A 19,444-nucleotide genomic window follows, 5' to 3' on the forward strand; every position below is an offset into this window, starting at 1 on the left:
GTCGTTCCATGAGCTACCAGCACAAGTATGTCGACGGCACCAACATCCACTTTCCGCTCGGCAAAGTGGTGTGTATCGGGCGTAACTATGCCGAACATGCCAAGGAACTGGACAACCCGGTGCCCACCGAGCCGCTGCTGTTCATCAAGCCGGGTAGCTGCGTGGTGCCGCTGGAAGGCGGTTTCAGCATCCCGACCGAACGCGGCTCGGTGCACTACGAGGCGGAAATCGCGGTATTGATCGGCAAACCCTTGTCGACCAAGCCCAGCCGTGAAGAAGTGTTGGATGCGATTTCCGGCTTCGCCCCGGCCCTGGACCTGACTTTGCGCGACAAACAGGCCGAGCTGAAAGCCAAGGGCCTGCCGTGGGAAATCGCCAAATCCTTCGATGGTGCGGCGGTAATCGCGCCGTTCGTGGTGGGCAGCACCTTCCCGGACGTGACCGACATCGGCATCCGCCTGAGCATCAATGGCGAAGTGCGCCAGGATGGCAACAGCGCGCAGATGCTCAACCCGATCATTCCGATGATCCAGCACATGGCCGGCTGCTTCTCGCTGCAAGCGGGCGATGTGATCCTCACCGGCACCCCGGCCGGCGTGGGCCCGCTGAATGTAGGCGATGAGCTGGTGTTGGAGCTGTCGGGTGTGAACCGCTTCGAAAGCAGCGTTCGCTGAACTCTGGCGAAACGCGGTTAAAAATGTGGGAGCTGGCTTGCCTGCGATAGCATCACCCCGGTGTCATCTGAAAAACCGAGGTGCCTGCATCGCGGGCAAGCCCGGCTCCCACAAGTTCTGTGTGTGCCTTGAGTTCTGTGTTTTGCATTTTTTTCACACGCCATCCGGATAATCCTCAGCCTCTTGCGCGCGGGCCTGTGGTTCCTGTGCTATCACCTAACGCTGTCTTTCCGGAAAAAGCGCTCAATGGCCGTGTCCTTGCCCTCCGCTACACCCAAGCCGCGTTCTCGTTTTGCCTTGCGCTGGTATTCCTGGCTGTTGCTGGTGGGAGTGATTTCCTACGGCGTAGCCTGGATCATGCACTGGGATGATCGGGGTGTGCTGTGGGTGTTGGAGCGTTTTGAATCGCCGGCTGAACGCCAGGAAAGCATCTGGCTGCCGGACTACCACGCCGTGATCGATGGCAAGCTTTTGCCGGGCATGGAGAAGGACGAAGCGTCCGACGTCTCCTACAACCCTCAGACCAAAACCCTGTTTTCCGTGATGGGCAAGAACCCGTTCCTCGCTGAGTTGAGCCTGCAAGGCGATGTGCTGCGCAAGATGCCGCTCAACGGCTGGGATAACCCGGAAGGCGTGACAGTGATGGAAAACGGCCTGATCGCCGTGGTCGATGAGCGCCAGCACACACTGACCATCGTCAAGGTTGACGCCACCACCGCGGCGTTGAACAAGGCCGATTTCCCGAGTTATGACCTAGGCCCGTCCAAAGACCAGAACAAAGCCTTTGAAGCCATCACCTGGGACAAGCGCAACCAGCAACTGGTGCTGGGCGAGGAGCGCCCGCCGGCGCTGTTCACCTGGAAAAGCGACGGAGGCCCGACCCTGTCTGGCGATAAGCAAAAGCTGACCAGCAAAGAATTGGACATGCGTAACCTCTCGGCCCTGGCCGTCGACCCGCGCACCGGGCATCTGCTGGTGCTGTCGGCCGACTCTCACCTGCTGCTGGAGTTGGACGAGAAGGGTGAGCAAGTCAGCTTCATGACCCTGCTCGGCGGTTTCAACGGTCTCAAAAACACCATTCCACGGGCGGAAGGCGTGACCATGGATGAGGACGGCACGCTGTACATTGTCAGTGAGCCAAACCTGTTCTATCGTTTCGAAAAGCAGAAATAGCACACCGATTACGTCGGATATGTCTCTATGAGCGGCATTCGCCAGACATCAGGGCGCGTTTAAGTTTAAATTCAGACAGGCGTGATATTCATTCGCCACTTTTGATTTTGAGCCCGCCCGATGCGACGACTAGCCAGCCCCAAACCCCTTCTCATCATGCTTGCACTGATCGCCTTGGTCAGCGCCGGGGCCGTTGCGCAACATTTCCGCCTGTTCGAGCGCGCCTGGTTCAACTGGCAGGCGTGGCGCCAGCCGACGGATGAGCGCTCCATTGGCCTGGCGGACTACCGTGTGACCCTGGAAGCCCAAGTGATCGAGGGGTTGGACGACGATGTGTCGGCCTTGACCTTCGACCCGGTGCGCAAAAGCCTGTTTACCGTCACCAATAAAAACGCCGAACTGATCGAGCTGTCCCTTGAGGGCAAGATCCTGCGGCGGATTCCCTTGATAGGGTTTGGCGATGCCGAGGCGGTGGAATTCATCAGCGACAACATTTACGTGATCAGCGATGAGCGCCAGCAGCGGCTGATCAAAGTGCATGTGGACGACGACACCCAATTCCTCGACGCCGCCGATGCGGAGCAAATGACCCTGGGCCTGCACGTGGGCGGCAACAAGGGGTTTGAGGGGCTGGCTTATGACTCGGTGGGCAAGCGCCTGTTCGTGGCTAAAGAGCGTGATCCGATGCTGATCTACGAGGTCCACGGTTTTCCCCACTTCAAGCCGGAAAAAACCTATTCGGTGCACGTGATCAACAACCCGAAGCGTGATGCCGGATTGTTTGTGCGTGACCTGTCGAGCCTGCAATACGATGAGCGCAGCGGCCATTTACTGGCGCTGTCGGATGAGTCGTTCCTGGTGCTGGAACTGGATATCGACGGTCGCCCGCTGAGCAGTCTGTCACTGCTGAACGGGCGCCATGGCCTGAAAAAGCGGGTGCCTCAGGCCGAAGGGATCGCCATGGATGACGAGGGCGCGTTGTACCTCGTCAGCGAGCCGAACCTGTTTTACGTGTTCAAGAAGCCTTGAGGGTTTTCACGCCTTCGGAGGTGCCCAGCAACAGCACATCCGCCGGACGCGCGGCGAACAGGCCGTTGGTGACCACGCCGACGATCGCGTTGATCTGAGTTTCCAGCTCCACCGGATTAGTGATCTGCATGTTGAACACGTCGAGGATGATGTTGCCGTTGTCGGTCAATACGCCTTCGCGGTACACCGGGTCGCCGCCCAGTTTTACCAGCTCGCGGGCCACGTGACTGCGGGCCATAGGGATCACTTCCACCGGCAGCGGGAACGCGCCGAGTACGGGCACCAACTTGCTGGCGTCGGCGATGCAGATAAAGGTCTTGGCCACGGCTGCGACAATTTTCTCGCGGGTCAGGGCTGCGCCGCCGCCTTTGATCAGGTTCAGGTGCTCGTCGCTTTCATCGGCGCCGTCGACGTAGAACTCCAGGTCGCTCACGGTGTTGAGCTCGTACACCGGAATACCATGGCCTTTCAGGCGCGCGGCAGTGGCTTCGGAGCTGGCCACGGCGCCGTCGAATGCGCCCTTGTGTTGGGCCAGTGCGTCGATGAAGCAGTTGGCGGTGGAGCCGGTGCCGACACCGACGATGCTCTTGTCGTCGAGTTTAGGAAGGATTAAATCGACGGCGGCCTGGGCCACTGCCTGTTTGAGTTGATCCTGGGTCATGCGGGCTCCGGAACGGGCGGGGAGTTATCGAGGGGCGCGAGTATAACCCAACAAAACCTCTGGATTCGTGTGGTCGCCCGGCCAAACGCTGGGTTAGACTCCTTGGCCCTGCCCAACCTGCTCAGTGATTCCCGCCGATGCTTGAACAGTACGTCAAAAAGATCCTCACCTCGCGCGTCTACGACGTTGCCGTAGAAACCCCGTTGCAGACCGCCCGCCAGCTCTCAGAGCGGCTGGGTAATAAGGTCTGGCTCAAGCGTGAAGACTTGCAGCCGGTGTTCTCGTTCAAGATTCGCGGCGCGTACAACAAGCTGACCCAACTGACGGCTGAGGAACGCGCACGCGGCGTGGTCACGGCGTCGGCCGGCAATCATGCCCAGGGCCTGGCCCTGGCGGCCAAGGTGCTCGGGGTGAAAGCCACTATCGTGATGCCCAAGACCACCCCGGAAATCAAGGTCGAAGGCGTGCGCTCGCGTGGCGGCAAAGTGGTGCTGCATGGTGATTCCTTCCCGGAAGCCCTGGCCTACTCGCTAAAACTGGTCGACGAAAAAGGCTACGTCTACATCCATCCTTATGATGATCCGCACACCATTGCCGGGCAGGGCACCGTGGCGATGGAGATCCTGCGCCAGCATCCGGGGCCTCTGGACGCGATTTTCGTCCCGGTGGGCGGCGGCGGGCTGATTGCCGGGATTGCGGCGTACGTGAAATACCTGCGCCCGGACATCAAGATCATCGGTGTCGAGCCGGACGACTCCAATTGCCTGCAAGCCGCCCTGGCCGCGGGCGAGCGCGTGGTGTTGCCAACCGTTGGTATCTTCGCCGATGGCGTGGCGGTAGCGCAGATCGGCCAGCACACGTTTGATATCTGCAAAGATTATGTAGACGAAGTGATCACCGTGAGCACCGATGAAATCTGTGCGGCGATCAAGGACATCTACGACGACACCCGTTCCATCACCGAGCCGGCAGGGGCATTGGGTGTGGCCGGGATCAAGAAGTACGTCGAGACCCGTGGCGTCACCGGGCAGACCCTGGTTGCCATCGACTCCGGCGCCAACGTCAACTTCGACCGCCTGCGCCATGTGGCCGAGCGCGCCGAGTTGGGTGAGGGCCGCGAAGCCATCATCGCCGTGACCATCCCCGAGAAGCCCGGCAGCTTCAAGGCGTTCTGCGAGGCCGTGGGCAAGCGCCAGATCACCGAATTCAACTACCGCTTTCACTCCGGCAGCGAGGCGCACATCTTTGTCGGCGTGCAGACCCACCCGGAAAACGACCCACGCAGCGCGCTGATCGCCAGCCTGACAGGCCAGGGTTTCCCGGTGCTGGACCTGACCGAGAACGAACTGGCCAAGTTGCACATCCGCCATATGGTCGGCGGCCATGCGGCTCACGTCAGCAATGAAGTGGTGTTTCGCTTCGAATTTCCGGAGCGTCCGGGGGCCTTGTTCAACTTTCTTAACAAATTGGGCGGGCGCTGGAACATCTCGATGTTCCACTATCGCAACCACGGCGCAGCCGACGGTCGTGTGGTCGCCGGCCTGCAAGTGCCGGCGAACGAGCGTCACCTGGTACCGGCAGCCCTGGAGGCCATCGGCTACCCGTACTGGGATGAAAGCGATAACCCGGCCTACAAACTGTTCCTCGGTTGAGCGACTACGCTGATTGGGGCGGCCTTTAAGGAAGACGAGACATGGAAACCCTGATCACCCTGAAAGTTATCCACATCGCGGCCACGGTATTGCTGCTGCTTAGCGGCCTGGGCCTGGCGATACTGGCCTGGCGCAAACGCAGCGCGGGCCCGGCGGTGACCGTGCAGCGCCCGTGGGCGTTCGTCTGGTTGTTGATGGGCGTGTGTGTGGTGAGCATGCCGTTTACCGGTTGGTGGCTGGTGCACCTGGTCGGCTGGCCGCTGGGGCAGACCTGGATCCTGGGTTCCAGCCTCCTCTATACCGTGGCGGCGCTGGCCTGGTTCTGGTTGGTGGCGCGGCTCAATCGCCTGCGCAAGGGAGAGGGTGGTAGCCTGAACTTCACGCTGGTGCTGGCGGTGGTCAGCCTGGTGGGGTTCGTGGCGATTGCCGGATTGATGGGTGCCAAGCCGGTTTAAGGCTTTGGACCGCGTTGATTGCATCGGGGGCAAGCCCCCTCCCACACAATGTGGGAGGGGGCTTGCCCCCGATAGCTTCATCAGTTGCGCAGCGTGATCACCGGCCAGCCACGCTTTAGCGCCTCGGCCCGCAGATTCGGATCCGGATCCACCGCCACCGGGTGAGTCACTTGCTCCAGCAACGGCAAATCATTCATCGAATCGCTATAGAAGTAACTGTCTTCCAGGCTATACCCCGTCTCTGCCAGCCAACGGTTCAAGCGCGTCACCTTGCCCTCACGGAAGCACGGCACGTCGGTGCTGCGCCCGGTGTAGCGGCCGTTTTCCATCTCGCATTCGGTGGCGATCAGGGTTTCCACGCCCAGGCGTGCGGCAATCGGCGCGGTGACGAAACGGTTGGTGGCGGTGATGATCACCAGCTTGTCACCGGCGGCGCGGTGCTTGGCCAGCAGTTCCACGGCTTTAGGCAGCATCAGCGGTTCGATGCAGTCGCGCATGAAGTCGTTGTGCCACTCGTCCAGTTGGGCCCTCTCGGTGCGGCCGAGGATTTCCAGGCTGAAGTTCAGGTAGGCGGCGTTGTCGAGCTTGCCGGCCAGGTAGTCCTGGTAGAACTCGTCGTTGCGCGCCTTGTAGGCCACCGGGTCAAGAATCCCGCGTTCACAGAGGTAATCGCCCCAGGCGTGATCGCTGTCACCGCCGAGGAGGGTGTTGTCCAAGTCGAATAAAGCCAGGCGCATTGCAGTTACTCGCTGAAATGTCTGTAAAAAGGCGTCCAGAATACGGTCTTTTCACAAGAGTGCACATAAGGTAAGAAGCCTCGTTGCCGCTTCATCAACCTTTGTGGAACAATGCGGCGACATGCGTTTGCGAGGTTGTTGCCGTGATCGACCCCGATGGTTTCCGTCCTAATGTCGGGATTATTCTTACGAATGATGCCGGACAGGTGCTATGGGCTCGCCGAATCAACCAAGATGCCTGGCAGTTTCCTCAAGGTGGAATCAACCCCGACGAAACCCCTGAAGACGCCTTGTACCGTGAGTTGAATGAAGAAGTCGGCCTTGAGCGCGAAGATGTACAAATTCTGGCCTGTACCCGTGGCTGGTTGCGCTATCGTTTGCCGCAACGCCTGGTACGTACCCACAGCCAACCGCTGTGCATCGGCCAGAAGCAGAAATGGTTTCTCCTGCGCCTGATCTCCAACGAGCAGCGGGTGCGGATGGATTTGACCGGTAAACCGGAGTTCGATGGTTGGCGCTGGGTCAGCTATTGGTACCCGTTGGGCCAGGTGGTGACATTCAAGCGCGAAGTTTATCGTCGCGCTCTCAAAGAGCTTGCCCCGCGCCTTTTAGCGCGCGACTGACGACGGAGTTCGACCCCGAGCCATGCTCAATACGCTGCGCAAGATCGTCCAGGAAGTTAACTCCGCCAAGGATCTCAAGGCGGCGTTGGGGATTATTGTGTTGCGCGTCAAGGAAGCCATGGGCAGCCAGGTCTGCTCGGTTTACCTGCTGGACCCCGAGACCAACCGTTTTGTGCTGATGGCCACCGAGGGCTTGAACAAGCGCTCGATCGGTAAGGTCAGCATGGCGCCCAATGAAGGTCTGGTGGGCCTGGTGGGGACGCGTGAAGAACCCCTGAACCTTGAAAACGCGGCCGATCACCCGCGTTACCGCTACTTTGCCGAAACCGGCGAAGAGCGTTACGCCTCGTTCCTAGGCGCACCGATCATTCACCACCGCCGCGTCGTCGGCGTGTTGGTCATCCAGCAAAAAGAACGCCGCCAGTTCGACGAAGGTGAAGAAGCCTTCCTCGTGACCATGAGCGCGCAGCTTGCTGGGGTTATCGCCCACGCCGAAGCCACCGGTTCGATTCGCGGCCTGGGGCGTGAGGGCAAGGGCATCCAGGAAGCCAAGTTCGTCGGCGTGCCGGGTTCACCGGGCGCTGCGGTCGGTACGGCGGTAGTCATGTTGCCGCCAGCGGACCTGGATGTGGTGCCGGACAAGACCGTCAACGACATCGACGCTGAAATCAAACTGTTCAAAACCGCCCTGGAGGGCGTGCGCGCCGACATGCGCAACCTGTCGAACAAGCTGGCCACCCAGCTGCGCCCCGAAGAGCGTGCGCTGTTCGACGTGTACCAGATGATGCTCGACGACGCGTCGCTGGGTAACGAAGTCAAGACGGTGATCAAGACCGGCCAGTGGGCCCAGGGCGCACTGCGCCAGGTGGTCACTGATCACGTCAACCGTTTCGAAATGATGGATGACGACTACCTGCGTGAGCGGGCCTCGGATGTGCGCGACCTCGGTCGCCGTCTGCTGGCCAAGCTGCAGGAAGACCGCACCACCAACCTGGTTTACCCCGACAACACCATCCTTATCAGTGAAGAACTGACCGCCACCATGCTCGGCGAAGTGCCCGAGGGCAAGTTGGTGGGCCTGGTCTCGGTACTCGGTTCGGGCAACTCCCACGTTGCGATCCTGGCGCGTGCCATGGGCATCCCGACGGTGATGGGCCTGGTCGACCTGCCGTATGCCAAGGTCGACGGCATCGGCATGATCGTCGATGGCCATCGCGGTGAAGTGTTCACCAACCCCAGCGAAGTGTTGCGCAAGCAATACGCCGAAGTGGTTGAGGAAGAGAAACAACTGGCGCTGGGCCTCGATTCATTGCGCGAACTGCCGTGCGTAACCACCGACGGCCATCGCGTGCCGCTGCTGGTCAACACCGGCCTGCTGGCCGACGTGGCCCGTGCGCAACAGCGCGGCGCTGAAGGCGTGGGGCTGTACCGCACCGAAGTGCCGTTCATGATCAACCAGCGTTTCCCGAGCGAGAAGGAGCAGCTGGCGATTTATCGCGAGCAACTGCAGGCCTTCCACCCGTTGCCGGTGACCATGCGCAGCCTGGATATCGGCGGCGACAAGTCACTGTCTTATTTCCCGATCAAGGAAGACAACCCCTTCCTGGGCTGGCGCGGCATTCGCGTAACCCTCGACCACCCTGAAATTTTCCTCGTACAGACCCGCGCCATGCTCAAGGCCAGCGAAGGCCTGAACAATCTGCGCATCCTGCTGCCGATGATCTCCGGCACCCACGAGCTGGAAGAGGCGCTGCACTTGATCCACCGCGCCTGGGGCGAAGTGCGCGACGAAGGCGCCGACGTACCGATGCCGCCGATTGGCGTGATGATCGAAATCCCGGCGGCGGTTTACCAGGCCAAGGAGCTGGCGCGCCAGGTGGACTTCCTCTCGGTAGGTTCCAACGACCTGACCCAATACCTGCTGGCCGTGGACCGTAACAACCCACGGGTGGCCGACCTTTACGACTACCTGCACCCGGCGGTTCTGCAAGCACTGCAACATGTGGTGCGCGACGCCCATGCCGAAGGCAAGCCGGTGAGCATCTGCGGCGAAATGGCCGGCGACCCGGCGGCGGCAGTGCTGTTGATGGCGATGGGTTTTGACAGCCTGTCGATGAACGCCACCAACTTGCCGAAAGTGAAGTGGATGTTGCGCCAGGTTGAGTTGAGCATGGCCAAGGACTTGTTGGCGGAGTTGATGACCATCGACAACCCGCAAGTTATCCACAGCTCGCTGCAGTTGGCGCTGAAGAATCTGGGGCTGACGCGAATGATCAACCCGGCCTCCGCTAAAACCCTCTAGACCGAGTCGCCTTTTTCGCAGGCAAGCCAGCTCCCACATTGGAATGCATTTCAACTGTGGGAGCCGGGCTTGCCCGCGATAGCGCTCGCTCAAGCACCGCTAAATCCTCAGTTCGACCTCGCCAAGTCGGCCACCATGCGGCCCAAAACTACGCTCCACCATCCGCCGCGTCCCGTCGGCATTTACAATCAGCGCCGTACTCGCCCGCGTCCCATAACTTGGGCTGGCGATAAACACGCTGGATAAAAGACTTTCCGTCGCCAAGCCCACTCCGGTATCTGGCAGGTCTGCAAACGGCGCCGTTTGAGGATCACTCAAAATCCCCAACAAGGCTTCCGGCTGTGGATCATCCAATACCGCGCTCAACGCCGTCTTGGCTTTGAGCAACTTTGGCCACGGCGTATCCAACCCGGCGTTGGACAACCCATACACCCCGGCCTCCAATCGCGTCGGCTCGGTGTGATTGGCGTTGTAATGCCACAGCTCATCGCGCGTGCCTATGAGCAGGTTAAACCCGGCATATTCAATCGAGCGGCCGTTAACGTCGGCCAAATACTGTTCAATCGGCAGCGAACCGCTGAGAAATCGCGCGACCAACTCGCCACGGGACTTACGGGCCGGTGGCTGGTGCGGGTCGCGGATATTGGTCAGCGCGGCAAAGCGTCCATCGGCATTCACCCCCAGCCAAGTACCGCCGGCTTCCTGGTCACGGCCGGCGTAGACCTCGGGCGCATCCAGCCACTGGGCCAGCGGCAGGCTGGGGCGGGCGTAGAACTCATCGCGGTTGGCCGCGACGATCAGTGGCTGGGCGTGGCCCGGCCGCCAGGCGAAAACAATCAGGCACATCAGGCGATCCCTTTTGTGTTTTTAGCCACTCTACCCACTCAAGCCGAGGCGTTCCATCGTATGCAGTTGGGTCGCATGCCTTCCATCCGTTAACATGCCGGACTTGGTTCGGGGGCTCCCATGGAATTTCTGCTGTATTTGCTGCTCGGTGCCTGTGCGGGTGTACTCGCCGGGCTGTTCGGCGTGGGCGGCGGGATCATCATTGTGCCGGTACTGGTGTTCAGCTTCACCTTGCAGGGCTTCGACCCGCAGGTGCTGACCCACCTGGCCGTGGGCACCTCCCTGGCGACCATCATTTTTACCTCGGTGAATGCTGTGCGCGAGCATCATCGACGGGGCGCGGTGCGTTGGCCGATCTTTGTGTGGATGACCGTGGGCATCCTGATCGGCGCCGGTTTTGGCGCATTGACCGCCGAGGCGATTTCCGGCCCGCACCTGCAAAAGATCATCGGCGTATTTGCCTTGCTGGTGGCCGTTCAACTGGCACTGGAGGTGAAGCCCAAGGCCAGCCGGACGGTGCCGGGCAAGTTTGGCTTGACCGTCGCCGGTACGTTTATCGGCTGGGCCTCGGCGATTTTCGGGATTGGCGGCGGCTCGCTGACAGTGCCGTTTTTGACCTGGCGCAGCGTGCCTATGCAGCAAGCGGTGGCCACTTCATCGGCTTGCGGCCTGCCGATTGCGCTGGCCAGTGCATTAAGTTTCATGATTCTGGGCTGGCATGACCCGCTGTTGCCCGCTCATAGTCTAGGGTTCGTGTATTTGCCGGCGCTGCTGGGCATTGCCCTGACCAGCATGGTGTTTGCCCGCTTCGGCGCACGCTTGGCACATCGATTGTCGCCGCGTCTGCTCAAGCGCTTGTTCGCCGGGCTGTTGTTCTGTGTCGGTCTGAACTTTTTGCTTTAAAGAATTTGAATAATGCAGGCTTAATCGCGGCCCGGCATGGTCCCGGTCGCCATAACGAATGATTAACGAGGAGTCGCAATGCTGCCTTACCCGCAGATCGACCCGGTGGCCCTGGCCATCGGTCCGCTGAAAATCCACTGGTACGGGTTGATGTACCTGATCGGCATCGGCGGTGCCTGGTTTCTGGCCTCTCGACGCCTGAACCGGTTCGACCCGACCTGGACCAAGGAGAAACTCTCCGACCTGATTTTCTGGCTGTCGATGGGGGTGATTGTCGGCGGACGCCTGGGGTATGTGTTGTTCTACGATCTCTCCGCGTACATCGCCAACCCGACGCTGATCTTCGAGGTGTGGAAGGGCGGCATGGCGTTCCACGGCGGCTTTATCGGCGTGATGATCGCCGCCTGGTGGTTCGGCCGTCGCAACGGCAAATCGTTCTTCCAGCTGATGGACTTCGTTGCGCCGATGGTACCGATCGGCCTGGGCGCCGGGCGTATCGGCAACTTTATCAACGCCGAACTGTGGGGCAAGCCGACCGACGTGCCGTGGGCCATGGTGTTCCCGCCGTTCAGTGACCCGGCGCAACTGCCGCGCCACCCGTCGCAGCTTTATCAGTTCGCATTGGAAGGCGTGGCGCTGTTCCTTATCCTGTACATCTTCTCGCGCAAACCGCGCCCCACCATGGCGGTGTCGGGCATGTTCGCGTTGTTCTACGGGATCTTCCGCTTCATCGTCGAGTTCGTGCGCGTGCCGGATGCACAGTTGGGCTATTTGGCGTTCGGTTGGGTGACCATGGGCCAGATCCTCAGCTTGCCGATGATCCTCGGCGGCCTGGGCTTGCTGTGGTGGGCGTACAATCGCCCGCAACCTTTGAAGAACACCGCGCTTTAAATTCGAATGCCGAGGCTGTTGCGCAGCCTCTGCTTCAACGATACGGGTAAAAAAATGAAGCAATATCTCGAACTACTGAACGACGTCGTGACCAATGGATTGACCAAGGGCGATCGCACCGGCACCGGCACCAAGGCCGTGTTTGCCCGTCAGTATCGGCATAACTTGGCCGACGGCTTCCCGCTGCTGACCACCAAGAAGCTTCACTTCAAAAGCATCGCCAACGAACTGATCTGGATGTTGAGCGGCAACACCAATATCAAATGGCTCAACGAAAACGGCGTAAAGATCTGGGACGAATGGGCCACCGAAGACGGTGACCTGGGCCCGGTGTACGGCGAACAGTGGACCGCCTGGCCGACCAAGGACGGTGGCACGATCAACCAGATCGATTACATGGTCCACACGCTGAAGACCAACCCCAACAGCCGCCGCATCCTGTTCCACGGCTGGAACGTCGAGTACCTGCCCGACGAGACCCAGAGCCCGCAGGAAAACGCGCGCAACGGCAAGCAAGCCCTGCCGCCGTGCCACCTGCTGTACCAGGCGTTTGTGCACGACGGTCACCTGTCGATGCAGTTGTACATTCGCAGCTCCGACGTGTTCCTCGGCCTGCCGTACAACACCGCCGCGCTGGCCTTGCTCACCCATATGCTGGCCCAGCAGTGCGACCTGATCCCTCACGAGATCATCGTCACCACCGGCGACACCCATGCCTATAGCAACCATATGGAGCAGATCCAGACCCAGCTGGCGCGCACGCCGAAGAAACTGCCGGAGCTGGTGATCAAGCGCAAGCCTGCGTCGATCTACGACTACAAGTTTGAAGACTTCGAAATCGTCGGTTACGACGCCGACCCAAGCATCAAGGCCGACGTCGCCATCTGATCAATGTGGGAGCGAGCAAGCCCGCTCCCACATTTAGCCGGTGTTCACTTGATTTAGTGGCCGTGGCTTCTGCCTACATGCGAGGGTTCAGCCTCGCTGGCTGCCACACTCCCGCTGACTTCCAGCCGCTGCAGAATCCCGCACTCGGGCCCGCCGCCACAGCGTTGGCGCAAGTCCAGCAATTGCTCCTGCAACGCCAACAGCCCATCGATCCGCGCCTTCACATGGTGGATGTGCTCGTCAATCAACGCATTCACGTTTTCACACTGGTCCTGGGGGCTGTCGCGCAAGCCCAATAGGCTGCGGATTTCCTCCAAGGTCATGTCCAGGCTGCGGCAATTACGGATAAACACCAGTCGCTCGGTGTGCGCTTGGGTGTAAACGCGGTAATTGGCGTCGGTGCGCGCCGGGGGTGGCAGCAGGCCTTCCTTCTCGTAGTAACGGATGGTTTCCACCGGGCAGTCGGTCAGTTTGGCCAGTTCGCCGATCTTCATCGCAGCAATCTCCAAATGGGTGCTTGACCCTATAGTGGCTACAGGGTCTTTACTTGGCAACAGGCACCTTTACGGACGCGACAGAATGAGCGATTCCATCCACACCCCGCATAAACACGAGCATGATCACGACCACGATCATGGCCCGAAAAAACTCACGCCTGTGCATGACCACGGCCACGGCGGTTCCTGCTGTTCCGGTACTCCGGCCCCGGCGTTGGTGCAACTGAGCGAGGCGCCCACCGCCGGTTCGCGTTTGAGCACCTTCCGCATCGAAGCCATGGACTGCCCCACCGAGCAGACGCTGATCCAGAACAAGCTGGGCAAGCTGGCCGGCGTGCAGCAGCTGGAGTTCAATCTGATCAACCGCATCCTCGGCGTCACTCATGACTTGCCGAGTACTGCACCGATCATCGAAGCGATCAAATCCCTGGGGATGCAGGCTGATCCGATCGAAGAGGGCACCCCGGCCGCAGAGCCACCGGCCAAGAAACGTTGGTGGCCCCTGGCGTTGTCCGGCGTGGGTGCGTTGGGTGCCGAAGTGCTGCACTTCAGTGGCGTCGCGCCCACCTGGGTGATCGCATTGGTAGCGTTGGTGTCGATCCTCAGCGGCGGCCTCACCACGTACAAAAAGGGCTGGATTGCCCTGAAAAACCTCAACCTGAACATCAATGCCCTGATGAGCATCGCCGTCACCGGTGCGATCCTGATCGGGCAATGGCCGGAAGCCGCCATGGTGATGTTCCTGTTCACCGTGGCCGAGTTGATCGAAGCCAAGTCCCTGGACCGTGCGCGTAATGCCATCAGCGGCTTGATGCAGATGACGCCGGAGCAAGCCACGGTGCGGCAGGTGGATGGTTCCTGGGTTGAAAAAGAAGTCAAAAGCATTGAGTTGGGCGCAATCGTGCGGGTAAAACCTGGCGAGCGCATTGGCCTGGACGGGGAAGTCACCGCCGGCCAATCCACCATCGACCAGGCACCGATCACTGGTGAAAGCCTGCCAATCGAAAAGACCGTGGGCGACAAAGTCTTCGCCGGCACCATCAACCAGGCCGGTTCCCTGGAATACAAAGTCACTGCAGCGGCCAACAACTCCACCCTGGCGCGCATCATTCACGCGGTGGAACAGGCCCAGGGCGCGCGCGCGCCGACCCAGCGCTTTGTCGACAGCTTCTCGAAAATCTACACCCCGGCGGTGTTCCTGTTCGCCCTCGGCGTGGCCATTATTCCACCGCTGTTCATGGCCGGCGCCTGGTTCGACTGGATCTACCGCGCCCTGGTGCTGCTGGTGGTGGCGTGCCCGTGTGCGCTGGTGATTTCCACCCCGGTGACCATCGTCAGCGGCCTGGCGGCGGCGGCGCGCAAAGGCATCTTGATCAAGGGCGGCGTGTACTTGGAGGGTGGTTACAAGCTCGACTATTTGGCCCTCGACAAGACCGGCACCATCACCCACGGCAAGCCGGTGCAAACCGATTACCTGGCGCTGTTCCCCAATGTTGCAGACAGCGCGCCGGCTTTGGCCGCCAGCCTGGCTGGGCGTTCCGATCACCCGGTGTCGCTGGCGATTGCCAACGCGGCTGTGGATAAAAACCTGCCCACCCATGTTGTGGATAACTTCGAGGCCCTGGCCGGTCGGGGCGTGCGTGGCGACATCAACGGCGAAACCTACCACCTGGGCAACCACCGCCTGGTGGAAGACCTGGGTCTGTGCTCGTCGGAACTGGAAGAAAAACTCTTCGCCCTGGAAAAACAGGGCAAATCGGTGGTGCTGTTACTCGATAAGTCCGGCCCATTGGCACTGTTCGCTGTGGCCGACACGGTCAAGGACAGCAGCCGCGAAGCTATCCAACAACTGCACGAGCTGGGCATCAAGACCCTGATGCTCACCGGCGACAACACCCACACCGCCCAGGCGATTGCCGCCCAGGTGGGCATCGACCAGGCTCAGGGTGACCTGTTGCCGACGGACAAGCTGCAAGCCATCGAAGCACTCTACGGCCAAGGCCACCGCGTGGGTATGGTCGGTGACGGCATCAACGATGCCCCGGCGTTGGCCCGTGCCGAGATCGGTTTTGCCATGGCCGCAGCGGGCACCGATACCGCCATCGAAACCGCCGACGTGGCCTTGATGGACGATGATTTACGCAAGATTCCGGCATTCATTCGTCTGTCGCGGCAAACGTCGAGTATCCTCAAGCAGAACATCGCCCTGGCGTTGGTGATCAAGGCGATCTTCCTGGCGGTCACCTTCCTGGGCATGGCCACCATGTGGATGGCGGTGTTCGCCGACATGGGCGTGAGCCTGCTGGTGGTGTTCAATGGTCTGCGCCTGTTGCGCAAATAGAGATGAGAGGGTGGTGTGCTGAGTGCCGAGTTAAAGGCTTTTTTCATGGTCGCCCGCCTGGGTAGCATCACCCAGGCGGCGAAAAAGCTCGGCCTGAGCCAACCCACGGTCACCACCCAGATCCGTAACCTGGAAAGCCAGTACGGCGTCGAGCTGTTCTACCGCGGCGGCCGCCGCCTCACCGTCAGCGACGAGGGTGCGCGGCTCCTGCCGATGGTCAAGGCGCTGTTGCAGCAAGAAGCGGACATCGAGTTTTTCTTGCGCAACAGTGGCCAGGTCCAGGGCGCATTGAGGATTGCCGCCACGGCGCCTTACTACATCCTCGACCTGGTCAAAGCCTTCCGCGAGCGTCTGCCGCAAGTGGAAGTGTCGGTGGAAATCGGCAACTCCCAACAAGTGCTTGAAGCCTTGGACGACTACCGCGTCGACGTCGCCGCTTCCTCGCAACTGCTGGAGGACCCGCGCCTGATCCGCCGTGTGCTGGGCACCGACCCGCTGGTGCTGGCAGTGCATCGCAACCATCCGCTGGCCAAGCTGGATCATGTGCCGCTCTCGGCGTTGGCCGGGCACACATTGTTGATGCGCGAGGCGGGCTCAACCACGCGGAGCCTGACTGAAGAACTCTTGTAAAGCGCCAACGTGAGCTACGGCCCCTTGCTGGAAATCGGCAGCCGCGAGTCGATCCGTGAGGCGGTGTTGCGCAACATTGGCATCAGCATCATTGCGCGGCAGGAAGTGCCACACGATCCGCAATTGCGGGTGCTGACCTTCGAGAATGCGCCGCAGATTCCCGAGTATCTCTACTGTCTCAAGGAACGCAAAGGCGCACGGTTGCCGGCGGCATTTCTGGGGTTGGCGCAGGAAATGTCGCCGCTTTAACCAAAATCCACCAATACCACTATCACTCCCTTTTGCCTTTCTGCCACATGAGGGACGCATTGCCTGCCTAGCATGGGCTTCATCAGTTCGATGAGGTGCCTTGCATGAACACAGCCCTGACCCAACCCGGCGCGCCGATGAAAGTGCGCGGTATCCAGAAACGCTTCGGCGCCTTTACCGCGCTGGACAACGTCTCCCTGGACGTCGCCGCCGGCGAGCTGGTGTGCCTGCTGGGCCCGTCCGGTTGCGGCAAGACCACCTTGCTGCGTTGCATCGCTGGCCTGGAGCGCCAGGACAGCGGCGAACTGTACCTGGGCAGCCGTGATGTTTCCCTACTGCCGCCCCAGGCACGGGACTACGGCATTCTGTTCCAGTCCTACGCGCTTTTCCCCAACCTTACCGTCGAAGCGAACATCGGCTACGGCCTCACCGGCAGCGGTCGCGAGGAAGTGCGCAAGCGTGTCGGGCAGATGCTGGAATTGGTCGGCCTGGTCGGCAGCGAAAAGAAATACCCCGGCCAACTCTCCGGCGGACAGCAACAACGCGTCGCCTTGGCCCGTGCTTTGGCGCCTGCGCCTTCGTTGTTGTTGCTGGACGAGCCAATGTCGGCCCTCGACGCCCGCGTCCGTGAGCATCTGTGCACCGAGTTGCGCCAACTGCAACGCCGCCTGGGCGTCACCACGCTGATGGTCACCCACAACCAGGACGAAGCCATGCTGATGGCCGACCGCATCGCCGTGATGAACAACGGCAAGGTCGAGCAGTACGCTACGCCCCAGGAAATCTACGACCGCCCGGCCACGCCGTTCGTGGCGGAGTTTGTCGGCCAGGGCAACTGGCTGCCGTTCAGTCGCAACAGTGCCAGTCACGCCCAGGTCGGTGGGATGAACATGCGCCTGGCCGACGATGCCGGTGTGGCCAAGTCCGGCCGCTTGTTCTGCCGCCCTGAGGCGATCAGCGTCAACCCGCCGGTGCATGAAGAAAACCTGTTTCCGGCCAAGGTCCGCGAGATCACTTTCCTCGGCAACCGTTGCCGCATGAGTTTCGAACTGGAGCAACTGCCCGGTCATCCGCTGCTCGCTGAATTGGCCCCGGAAGCCATGCCGCGCCTGGGCGCCCAGGACATCTGGGTGGCCTTGCCGCCGCGCAGCCTGCAGGTGTTTGCCTGAGATGGCCGCTGTCATGACGCTGCCACGACCGGTGTCCCGCGCCGAAACCGGTGACCGAATTTTCGTCGTCGGCGGCAAACTGCTGTGGCTGTTGTTGCTGGGCCTGGCTGTCTTGATGCCGCTGCTGGCGATCTTCTGGCGCGGTTTCAGTAGTGAAGCCGGGCAGGGCGGTGGTCTGGTGGCTGCACAGGAACTGATCACCAGCGCCAACTTCCACTGGCTGCTGGGCAATAGCCTGAAAGTTGCCCTCAGCGTGGCGGCTATCGTCGTACCGCTGGCCTACCTGTTTGCCTACGCCCTGCAACGCACGTTGATCCCCGGCAAAGCGATCTGGCGCGGCATGTCGTTGCTGCCGTTGATGGCGCCGTCGATGTTGCCGGGCATTGCGCTGGTCTACCTGTTCGGCAACCAGGGCATGCTGCGCGGGTTGCTCTCGGACAATATCTACGGCTTCTGGGGCATTGTGCTGGGTGAGGTGATCTACACCTTCCCACACGCTTTGATGATTTTGCTGTCGGCGCTGTCCCTGGCGGATGCGCGCCTGTTCGATGCGGCCTCCAGCATGGGCGCCAGCCCGGCGCGGGCGTTTCGCAGCATTACCTGGCCGGCCACGCGCCAGGCCGTATTCGCCGCGTTCTGCCTGGTGTTCACCCTGACCATCACCGACTTCGGCGTGCCCGTGGTGGTTGGCGGCGATTATCAGGTGTTGGCGCTGGAAGCCTACAAGGCGGTGGTCGGCCAGCAACAGTTCGGTCGCGGCGCGCTGATCGGCATGGTGTTACTGCTGCCGGCGCTGTTCAGCTTTGCTGTGGATGCCTGGCTGCGCCGCCGTCATGGCGATTCCATGAGCGGCCGTGCCCAAGTGTTCCAACCGGCGCCATCGCGCATGAGGGACGGCTGCTACCTGGCCATCGTGCTGCTGATCTGCGCCGTGTTACTGCTGGTGTTCGGCATGGCGGTGTATTCGTCGCTGGTGAAGTTCTGGCCGTACAACCTGTCGCTGTCGCTCAACCACTACCAGTTCGAAGACACGGCTGGCGGCGGCTGGCTGGCCTATCGCAACAGCCTGACCATGGCGCTGTGCACCGCATTGATCGGCAGCGTGTTGATCTTCACCGGCGCGTACCTGATGGAAAAGACCAAGGGCCAGAAGGGGCTGAACCTGGCCCTGCGCATGCTCAGCTTCGTACCGATGGCCGTACCGGGCCTGGTGCTGGGCTTGGGCTACGTGTTCTTTTTCAACCTCAATGGAAACCCGCTGCATGTGTTCTACGGGACCATGACGTTGCTGGTGGTGTGCACCATTGCTCACTATTTGACCACCGCGCAGATGACGGCCACCACGGCGCTGCGCCAACTGGACGCCGAGTTCGAAGCCGCCGCCTTGTCCCTCAAGGCACCGCTGTACCGGCATTACCTGAAAGTGACGGTGCCGATCTGCCTGCCGGCGTTGCTGGACATCGTGCGCTACCTGTTTGTGTCGGCGATGACCACTGTGTCAGCCGCGATTTTTCTCTACAGCCCCGACACCATCCTCGCCGCCGTCGCCGTGTTGAACATGGACGACGCCGGCAACGTGGGCGGCGCGGCGGCCATGTCGACCCTGATCCTGTTCACCTCAGCCGGCGTCTCGCTGCTGCTGGCGTGGGCCTCACGTGGCGCGTTGCGCCGCTCCCAAGCCTGGCGCCAGAGCGCACCCGGCCAATAAATATCCCTGAAGGAGG

The 19,444-nt window shown here is 61.1% G+C and carries 17 protein-coding genes and 1 pseudogene; 14 read left to right on the forward strand and 4 right to left on the reverse strand.

Features of this window, described 5'->3' with window-relative positions:
• Positions 1 to 8: 8 nt before the first annotated feature.
• The 3 genes from EJ576_RS02180 to EJ576_RS02190 all read left to right on the forward strand — a co-directional run bounded on the left by EJ576_RS02180 (position 9) and on the right by EJ576_RS02190 (position 2,876).
• The gene (locus EJ576_RS02180; protein WP_016979016.1) at positions 9 to 674 is read left to right on the forward strand and encodes a fumarylacetoacetate hydrolase family protein; all 666 of its coding nucleotides are present in this window, start codon (positions 9 to 11) and stop codon (positions 672 to 674) included.
• Between the two features lie 246 nt (positions 675 to 920).
• Positions 921 to 1,847, forward strand: a complete 927-nt coding sequence (locus tag EJ576_RS02185) for an SdiA-regulated domain-containing protein (protein ID WP_126569491.1) — start codon at positions 921 to 923, stop codon at positions 1,845 to 1,847.
• A gap of 120 nt (positions 1,848 to 1,967) precedes the next feature.
• Positions 1,968 to 2,876, forward strand: coding sequence for an SdiA-regulated domain-containing protein (locus tag EJ576_RS02190; RefSeq protein WP_122729726.1), 909 nt, complete (start codon positions 1,968 to 1,970; stop codon positions 2,874 to 2,876).
• On the opposite strand, the gene rpiA is transcribed toward EJ576_RS02190, so the two are convergent.
• A complete protein-coding gene (gene rpiA / locus EJ576_RS02195; RefSeq protein WP_122729725.1) occupies positions 2,863 to 3,537 on the reverse strand; it encodes a ribose-5-phosphate isomerase RpiA in 675 nt (224 codons plus the stop codon). The two genes, EJ576_RS02190 and rpiA, sit on opposite strands and share 14 nt — an antisense overlap.
• Positions 3,538 to 3,674: 137 nt before the next feature.
• On the opposite strand from rpiA, the gene ilvA reads away from it, so the two are divergent.
• Entirely contained in the window at positions 3,675 to 5,189 is a 1,515-nt protein-coding gene (gene ilvA, locus EJ576_RS02200) for a threonine ammonia-lyase, biosynthetic (protein WP_126569492.1), read from the forward strand.
• Between the two features lie 41 nt (positions 5,190 to 5,230).
• Positions 5,231 to 5,644 carry a DUF2269 family protein gene (locus EJ576_RS02205; RefSeq protein WP_028618349.1) on the forward strand — a complete coding sequence of 138 codons (414 nt, stop codon included), beginning with the start codon at positions 5,231 to 5,233 and terminating at the stop codon, positions 5,642 to 5,644.
• An 80-nt stretch (positions 5,645 to 5,724) separates the two neighbouring features.
• Here EJ576_RS02205 and EJ576_RS02210 read toward each other — a convergent pair whose 3' ends face one another.
• The gene (locus EJ576_RS02210; protein ID WP_126569493.1) at positions 5,725 to 6,381 is read right to left on the reverse strand and encodes an HAD family phosphatase; all 657 of its coding nucleotides are present in this window, start codon (positions 6,379 to 6,381) and stop codon (positions 5,725 to 5,727) included.
• Positions 6,382 to 6,524: 143 nt separating this feature from the next.
• Here EJ576_RS02210 and EJ576_RS02215 point away from each other — a divergent pair, with 143 nt between their 5' ends.
• Together EJ576_RS02215 and ptsP are read left to right on the forward strand one after the other, a co-directional pair.
• Positions 6,525 to 7,004 (forward strand): RNA pyrophosphohydrolase, encoded by a 480-nt coding sequence (locus tag EJ576_RS02215; protein WP_003176750.1) that lies wholly within the window; start codon positions 6,525 to 6,527, stop codon positions 7,002 to 7,004.
• 22 nt (positions 7,005 to 7,026) lie between these two features.
• On the forward strand, positions 7,027 to 9,306 hold the full coding sequence (gene ptsP, locus EJ576_RS02220; RefSeq protein WP_028618347.1) for a phosphoenolpyruvate--protein phosphotransferase: 2,280 nt from the start codon (positions 7,027 to 7,029) through the stop codon (positions 9,304 to 9,306).
• A 99-nt stretch (positions 9,307 to 9,405) separates the two neighbouring features.
• Here the strand turns inward: ptsP and EJ576_RS02225 are convergent, their stop codons facing one another.
• Positions 9,406 to 10,152 (reverse strand): NRDE family protein, encoded by a 747-nt coding sequence (locus tag EJ576_RS02225; protein WP_122729721.1) that lies wholly within the window; start codon positions 10,150 to 10,152, stop codon positions 9,406 to 9,408.
• A 120-nt stretch (positions 10,153 to 10,272) separates the two neighbouring features.
• Here EJ576_RS02225 and EJ576_RS02230 point away from each other — a divergent pair, with 120 nt between their 5' ends.
• The 3 genes from EJ576_RS02230 (at position 10,273) to EJ576_RS02240 (ending at position 12,834) form a co-directional block, all read left to right on the forward strand.
• Positions 10,273 to 11,055, forward strand: a complete 783-nt coding sequence (locus EJ576_RS02230; RefSeq protein ID WP_028618345.1) for a sulfite exporter TauE/SafE family protein — start codon at positions 10,273 to 10,275, stop codon at positions 11,053 to 11,055.
• Between the two features lie 78 nt (positions 11,056 to 11,133).
• Positions 11,134 to 11,946 (forward strand): prolipoprotein diacylglyceryl transferase, encoded by an 813-nt coding sequence (gene lgt / locus EJ576_RS02235; protein WP_010207296.1) that lies wholly within the window; start codon positions 11,134 to 11,136, stop codon positions 11,944 to 11,946.
• A 54-nt stretch (positions 11,947 to 12,000) separates the two neighbouring features.
• Positions 12,001 to 12,834, forward strand: a complete 834-nt coding sequence (locus EJ576_RS02240; protein ID WP_028618344.1) for a thymidylate synthase — start codon at positions 12,001 to 12,003, stop codon at positions 12,832 to 12,834.
• Positions 12,835 to 12,887: 53 nt separating this feature from the next.
• Here the strand turns inward: EJ576_RS02240 and cadR are convergent, their stop codons facing one another.
• A complete protein-coding gene (gene cadR, locus EJ576_RS02245; RefSeq protein WP_016979028.1) occupies positions 12,888 to 13,328 on the reverse strand; it encodes a Cd(II)/Pb(II)-responsive transcriptional regulator in 441 nt (146 codons plus the stop codon).
• An 85-nt stretch (positions 13,329 to 13,413) separates the two neighbouring features.
• Between cadR and EJ576_RS02250 the strand changes: the two genes are divergently transcribed.
• The 4 genes and pseudogenes from EJ576_RS02250 to EJ576_RS02265 all read left to right on the forward strand — a co-directional run bounded on the left by EJ576_RS02250 (position 13,414) and on the right by EJ576_RS02265 (position 19,428).
• Positions 13,414 to 15,672, forward strand: coding sequence for a heavy metal translocating P-type ATPase (locus EJ576_RS02250; RefSeq protein WP_126569494.1), 2,259 nt, complete (start codon positions 13,414 to 13,416; stop codon positions 15,670 to 15,672).
• 15 nt (positions 15,673 to 15,687) lie between these two features.
• A pseudogene (locus EJ576_RS02255) lies at positions 15,688 to 16,551 on the forward strand (LysR family transcriptional regulator).
• Positions 16,552 to 16,655: 104 nt separating this feature from the next.
• Positions 16,656 to 17,720 carry a putative 2-aminoethylphosphonate ABC transporter ATP-binding protein gene (locus EJ576_RS02260; RefSeq protein WP_123474879.1) on the forward strand — a complete coding sequence of 355 codons (1,065 nt, stop codon included), beginning with the start codon at positions 16,656 to 16,658 and terminating at the stop codon, positions 17,718 to 17,720.
• Between the two features lies 1 nt (position 17,721).
• Positions 17,722 to 19,428 carry a putative 2-aminoethylphosphonate ABC transporter permease subunit gene (locus EJ576_RS02265; protein WP_122729713.1) on the forward strand — a complete coding sequence of 569 codons (1,707 nt, stop codon included), beginning with the start codon at positions 17,722 to 17,724 and terminating at the stop codon, positions 19,426 to 19,428.
• Positions 19,429 to 19,444: the final 16 nt, after the last annotated feature.

The organism is Pseudomonas sp. C 49-2, assembly GCF_003970195.1.
GTDB classification, from domain to species: Bacteria; Pseudomonadota; Gammaproteobacteria; order Pseudomonadales; family Pseudomonadaceae; genus Aquipseudomonas; species Aquipseudomonas canadensis.

What these genes read in the sequence shown, in the direction of transcription:
- lgt (WP_010207296.1), top strand. Translation starts at nt 11,134, where the DNA reads ATGCTGCCTTACCCGCAGATCGACCCGGTGGCCCTGGCCATCGGTCCG.
- EJ576_RS02210 (WP_126569493.1), bottom strand. Translation starts at nt 6,381, where the DNA reads ATGCGCCTGGCTTTATTCGACTTGGACAACACCCTCCTCGGCGGTGAC.
- EJ576_RS02265 (WP_122729713.1), top strand. Translation starts at nt 17,722, where the DNA reads ATGGCCGCTGTCATGACGCTGCCACGACCGGTGTCCCGCGCCGAAACC.
- EJ576_RS02225 (WP_122729721.1), bottom strand. Translation starts at nt 10,152, where the DNA reads ATGTGCCTGATTGTTTTCGCCTGGCGGCCGGGCCACGCCCAGCCACTG.
- ptsP (WP_028618347.1), top strand. Translation starts at nt 7,027, where the DNA reads ATGCTCAATACGCTGCGCAAGATCGTCCAGGAAGTTAACTCCGCCAAG.
- EJ576_RS02260 (WP_123474879.1), top strand. Translation starts at nt 16,656, where the DNA reads ATGAACACAGCCCTGACCCAACCCGGCGCGCCGATGAAAGTGCGCGGT.
- cadR (WP_016979028.1), bottom strand. Translation starts at nt 13,328, where the DNA reads ATGAAGATCGGCGAACTGGCCAAACTGACCGACTGCCCGGTGGAAACC.
- EJ576_RS02240 (WP_028618344.1), top strand. Translation starts at nt 12,001, where the DNA reads ATGAAGCAATATCTCGAACTACTGAACGACGTCGTGACCAATGGATTG.
- rpiA (WP_122729725.1), bottom strand. Translation starts at nt 3,537, where the DNA reads ATGACCCAGGATCAACTCAAACAGGCAGTGGCCCAGGCCGCCGTCGAT.
- EJ576_RS02185 (WP_126569491.1), top strand. Translation starts at nt 921, where the DNA reads ATGGCCGTGTCCTTGCCCTCCGCTACACCCAAGCCGCGTTCTCGTTTT.
- EJ576_RS02230 (WP_028618345.1), top strand. Translation starts at nt 10,273, where the DNA reads ATGGAATTTCTGCTGTATTTGCTGCTCGGTGCCTGTGCGGGTGTACTC.
- EJ576_RS02190 (WP_122729726.1), top strand. Translation starts at nt 1,968, where the DNA reads ATGCGACGACTAGCCAGCCCCAAACCCCTTCTCATCATGCTTGCACTG.
- EJ576_RS02180 (WP_016979016.1), top strand. Translation starts at nt 9, where the DNA reads ATGAGCTACCAGCACAAGTATGTCGACGGCACCAACATCCACTTTCCG.
- ilvA (WP_126569492.1), top strand. Translation starts at nt 3,675, where the DNA reads ATGCTTGAACAGTACGTCAAAAAGATCCTCACCTCGCGCGTCTACGAC.
- EJ576_RS02250 (WP_126569494.1), top strand. Translation starts at nt 13,414, where the DNA reads ATGAGCGATTCCATCCACACCCCGCATAAACACGAGCATGATCACGAC.
- EJ576_RS02205 (WP_028618349.1), top strand. Translation starts at nt 5,231, where the DNA reads ATGGAAACCCTGATCACCCTGAAAGTTATCCACATCGCGGCCACGGTA.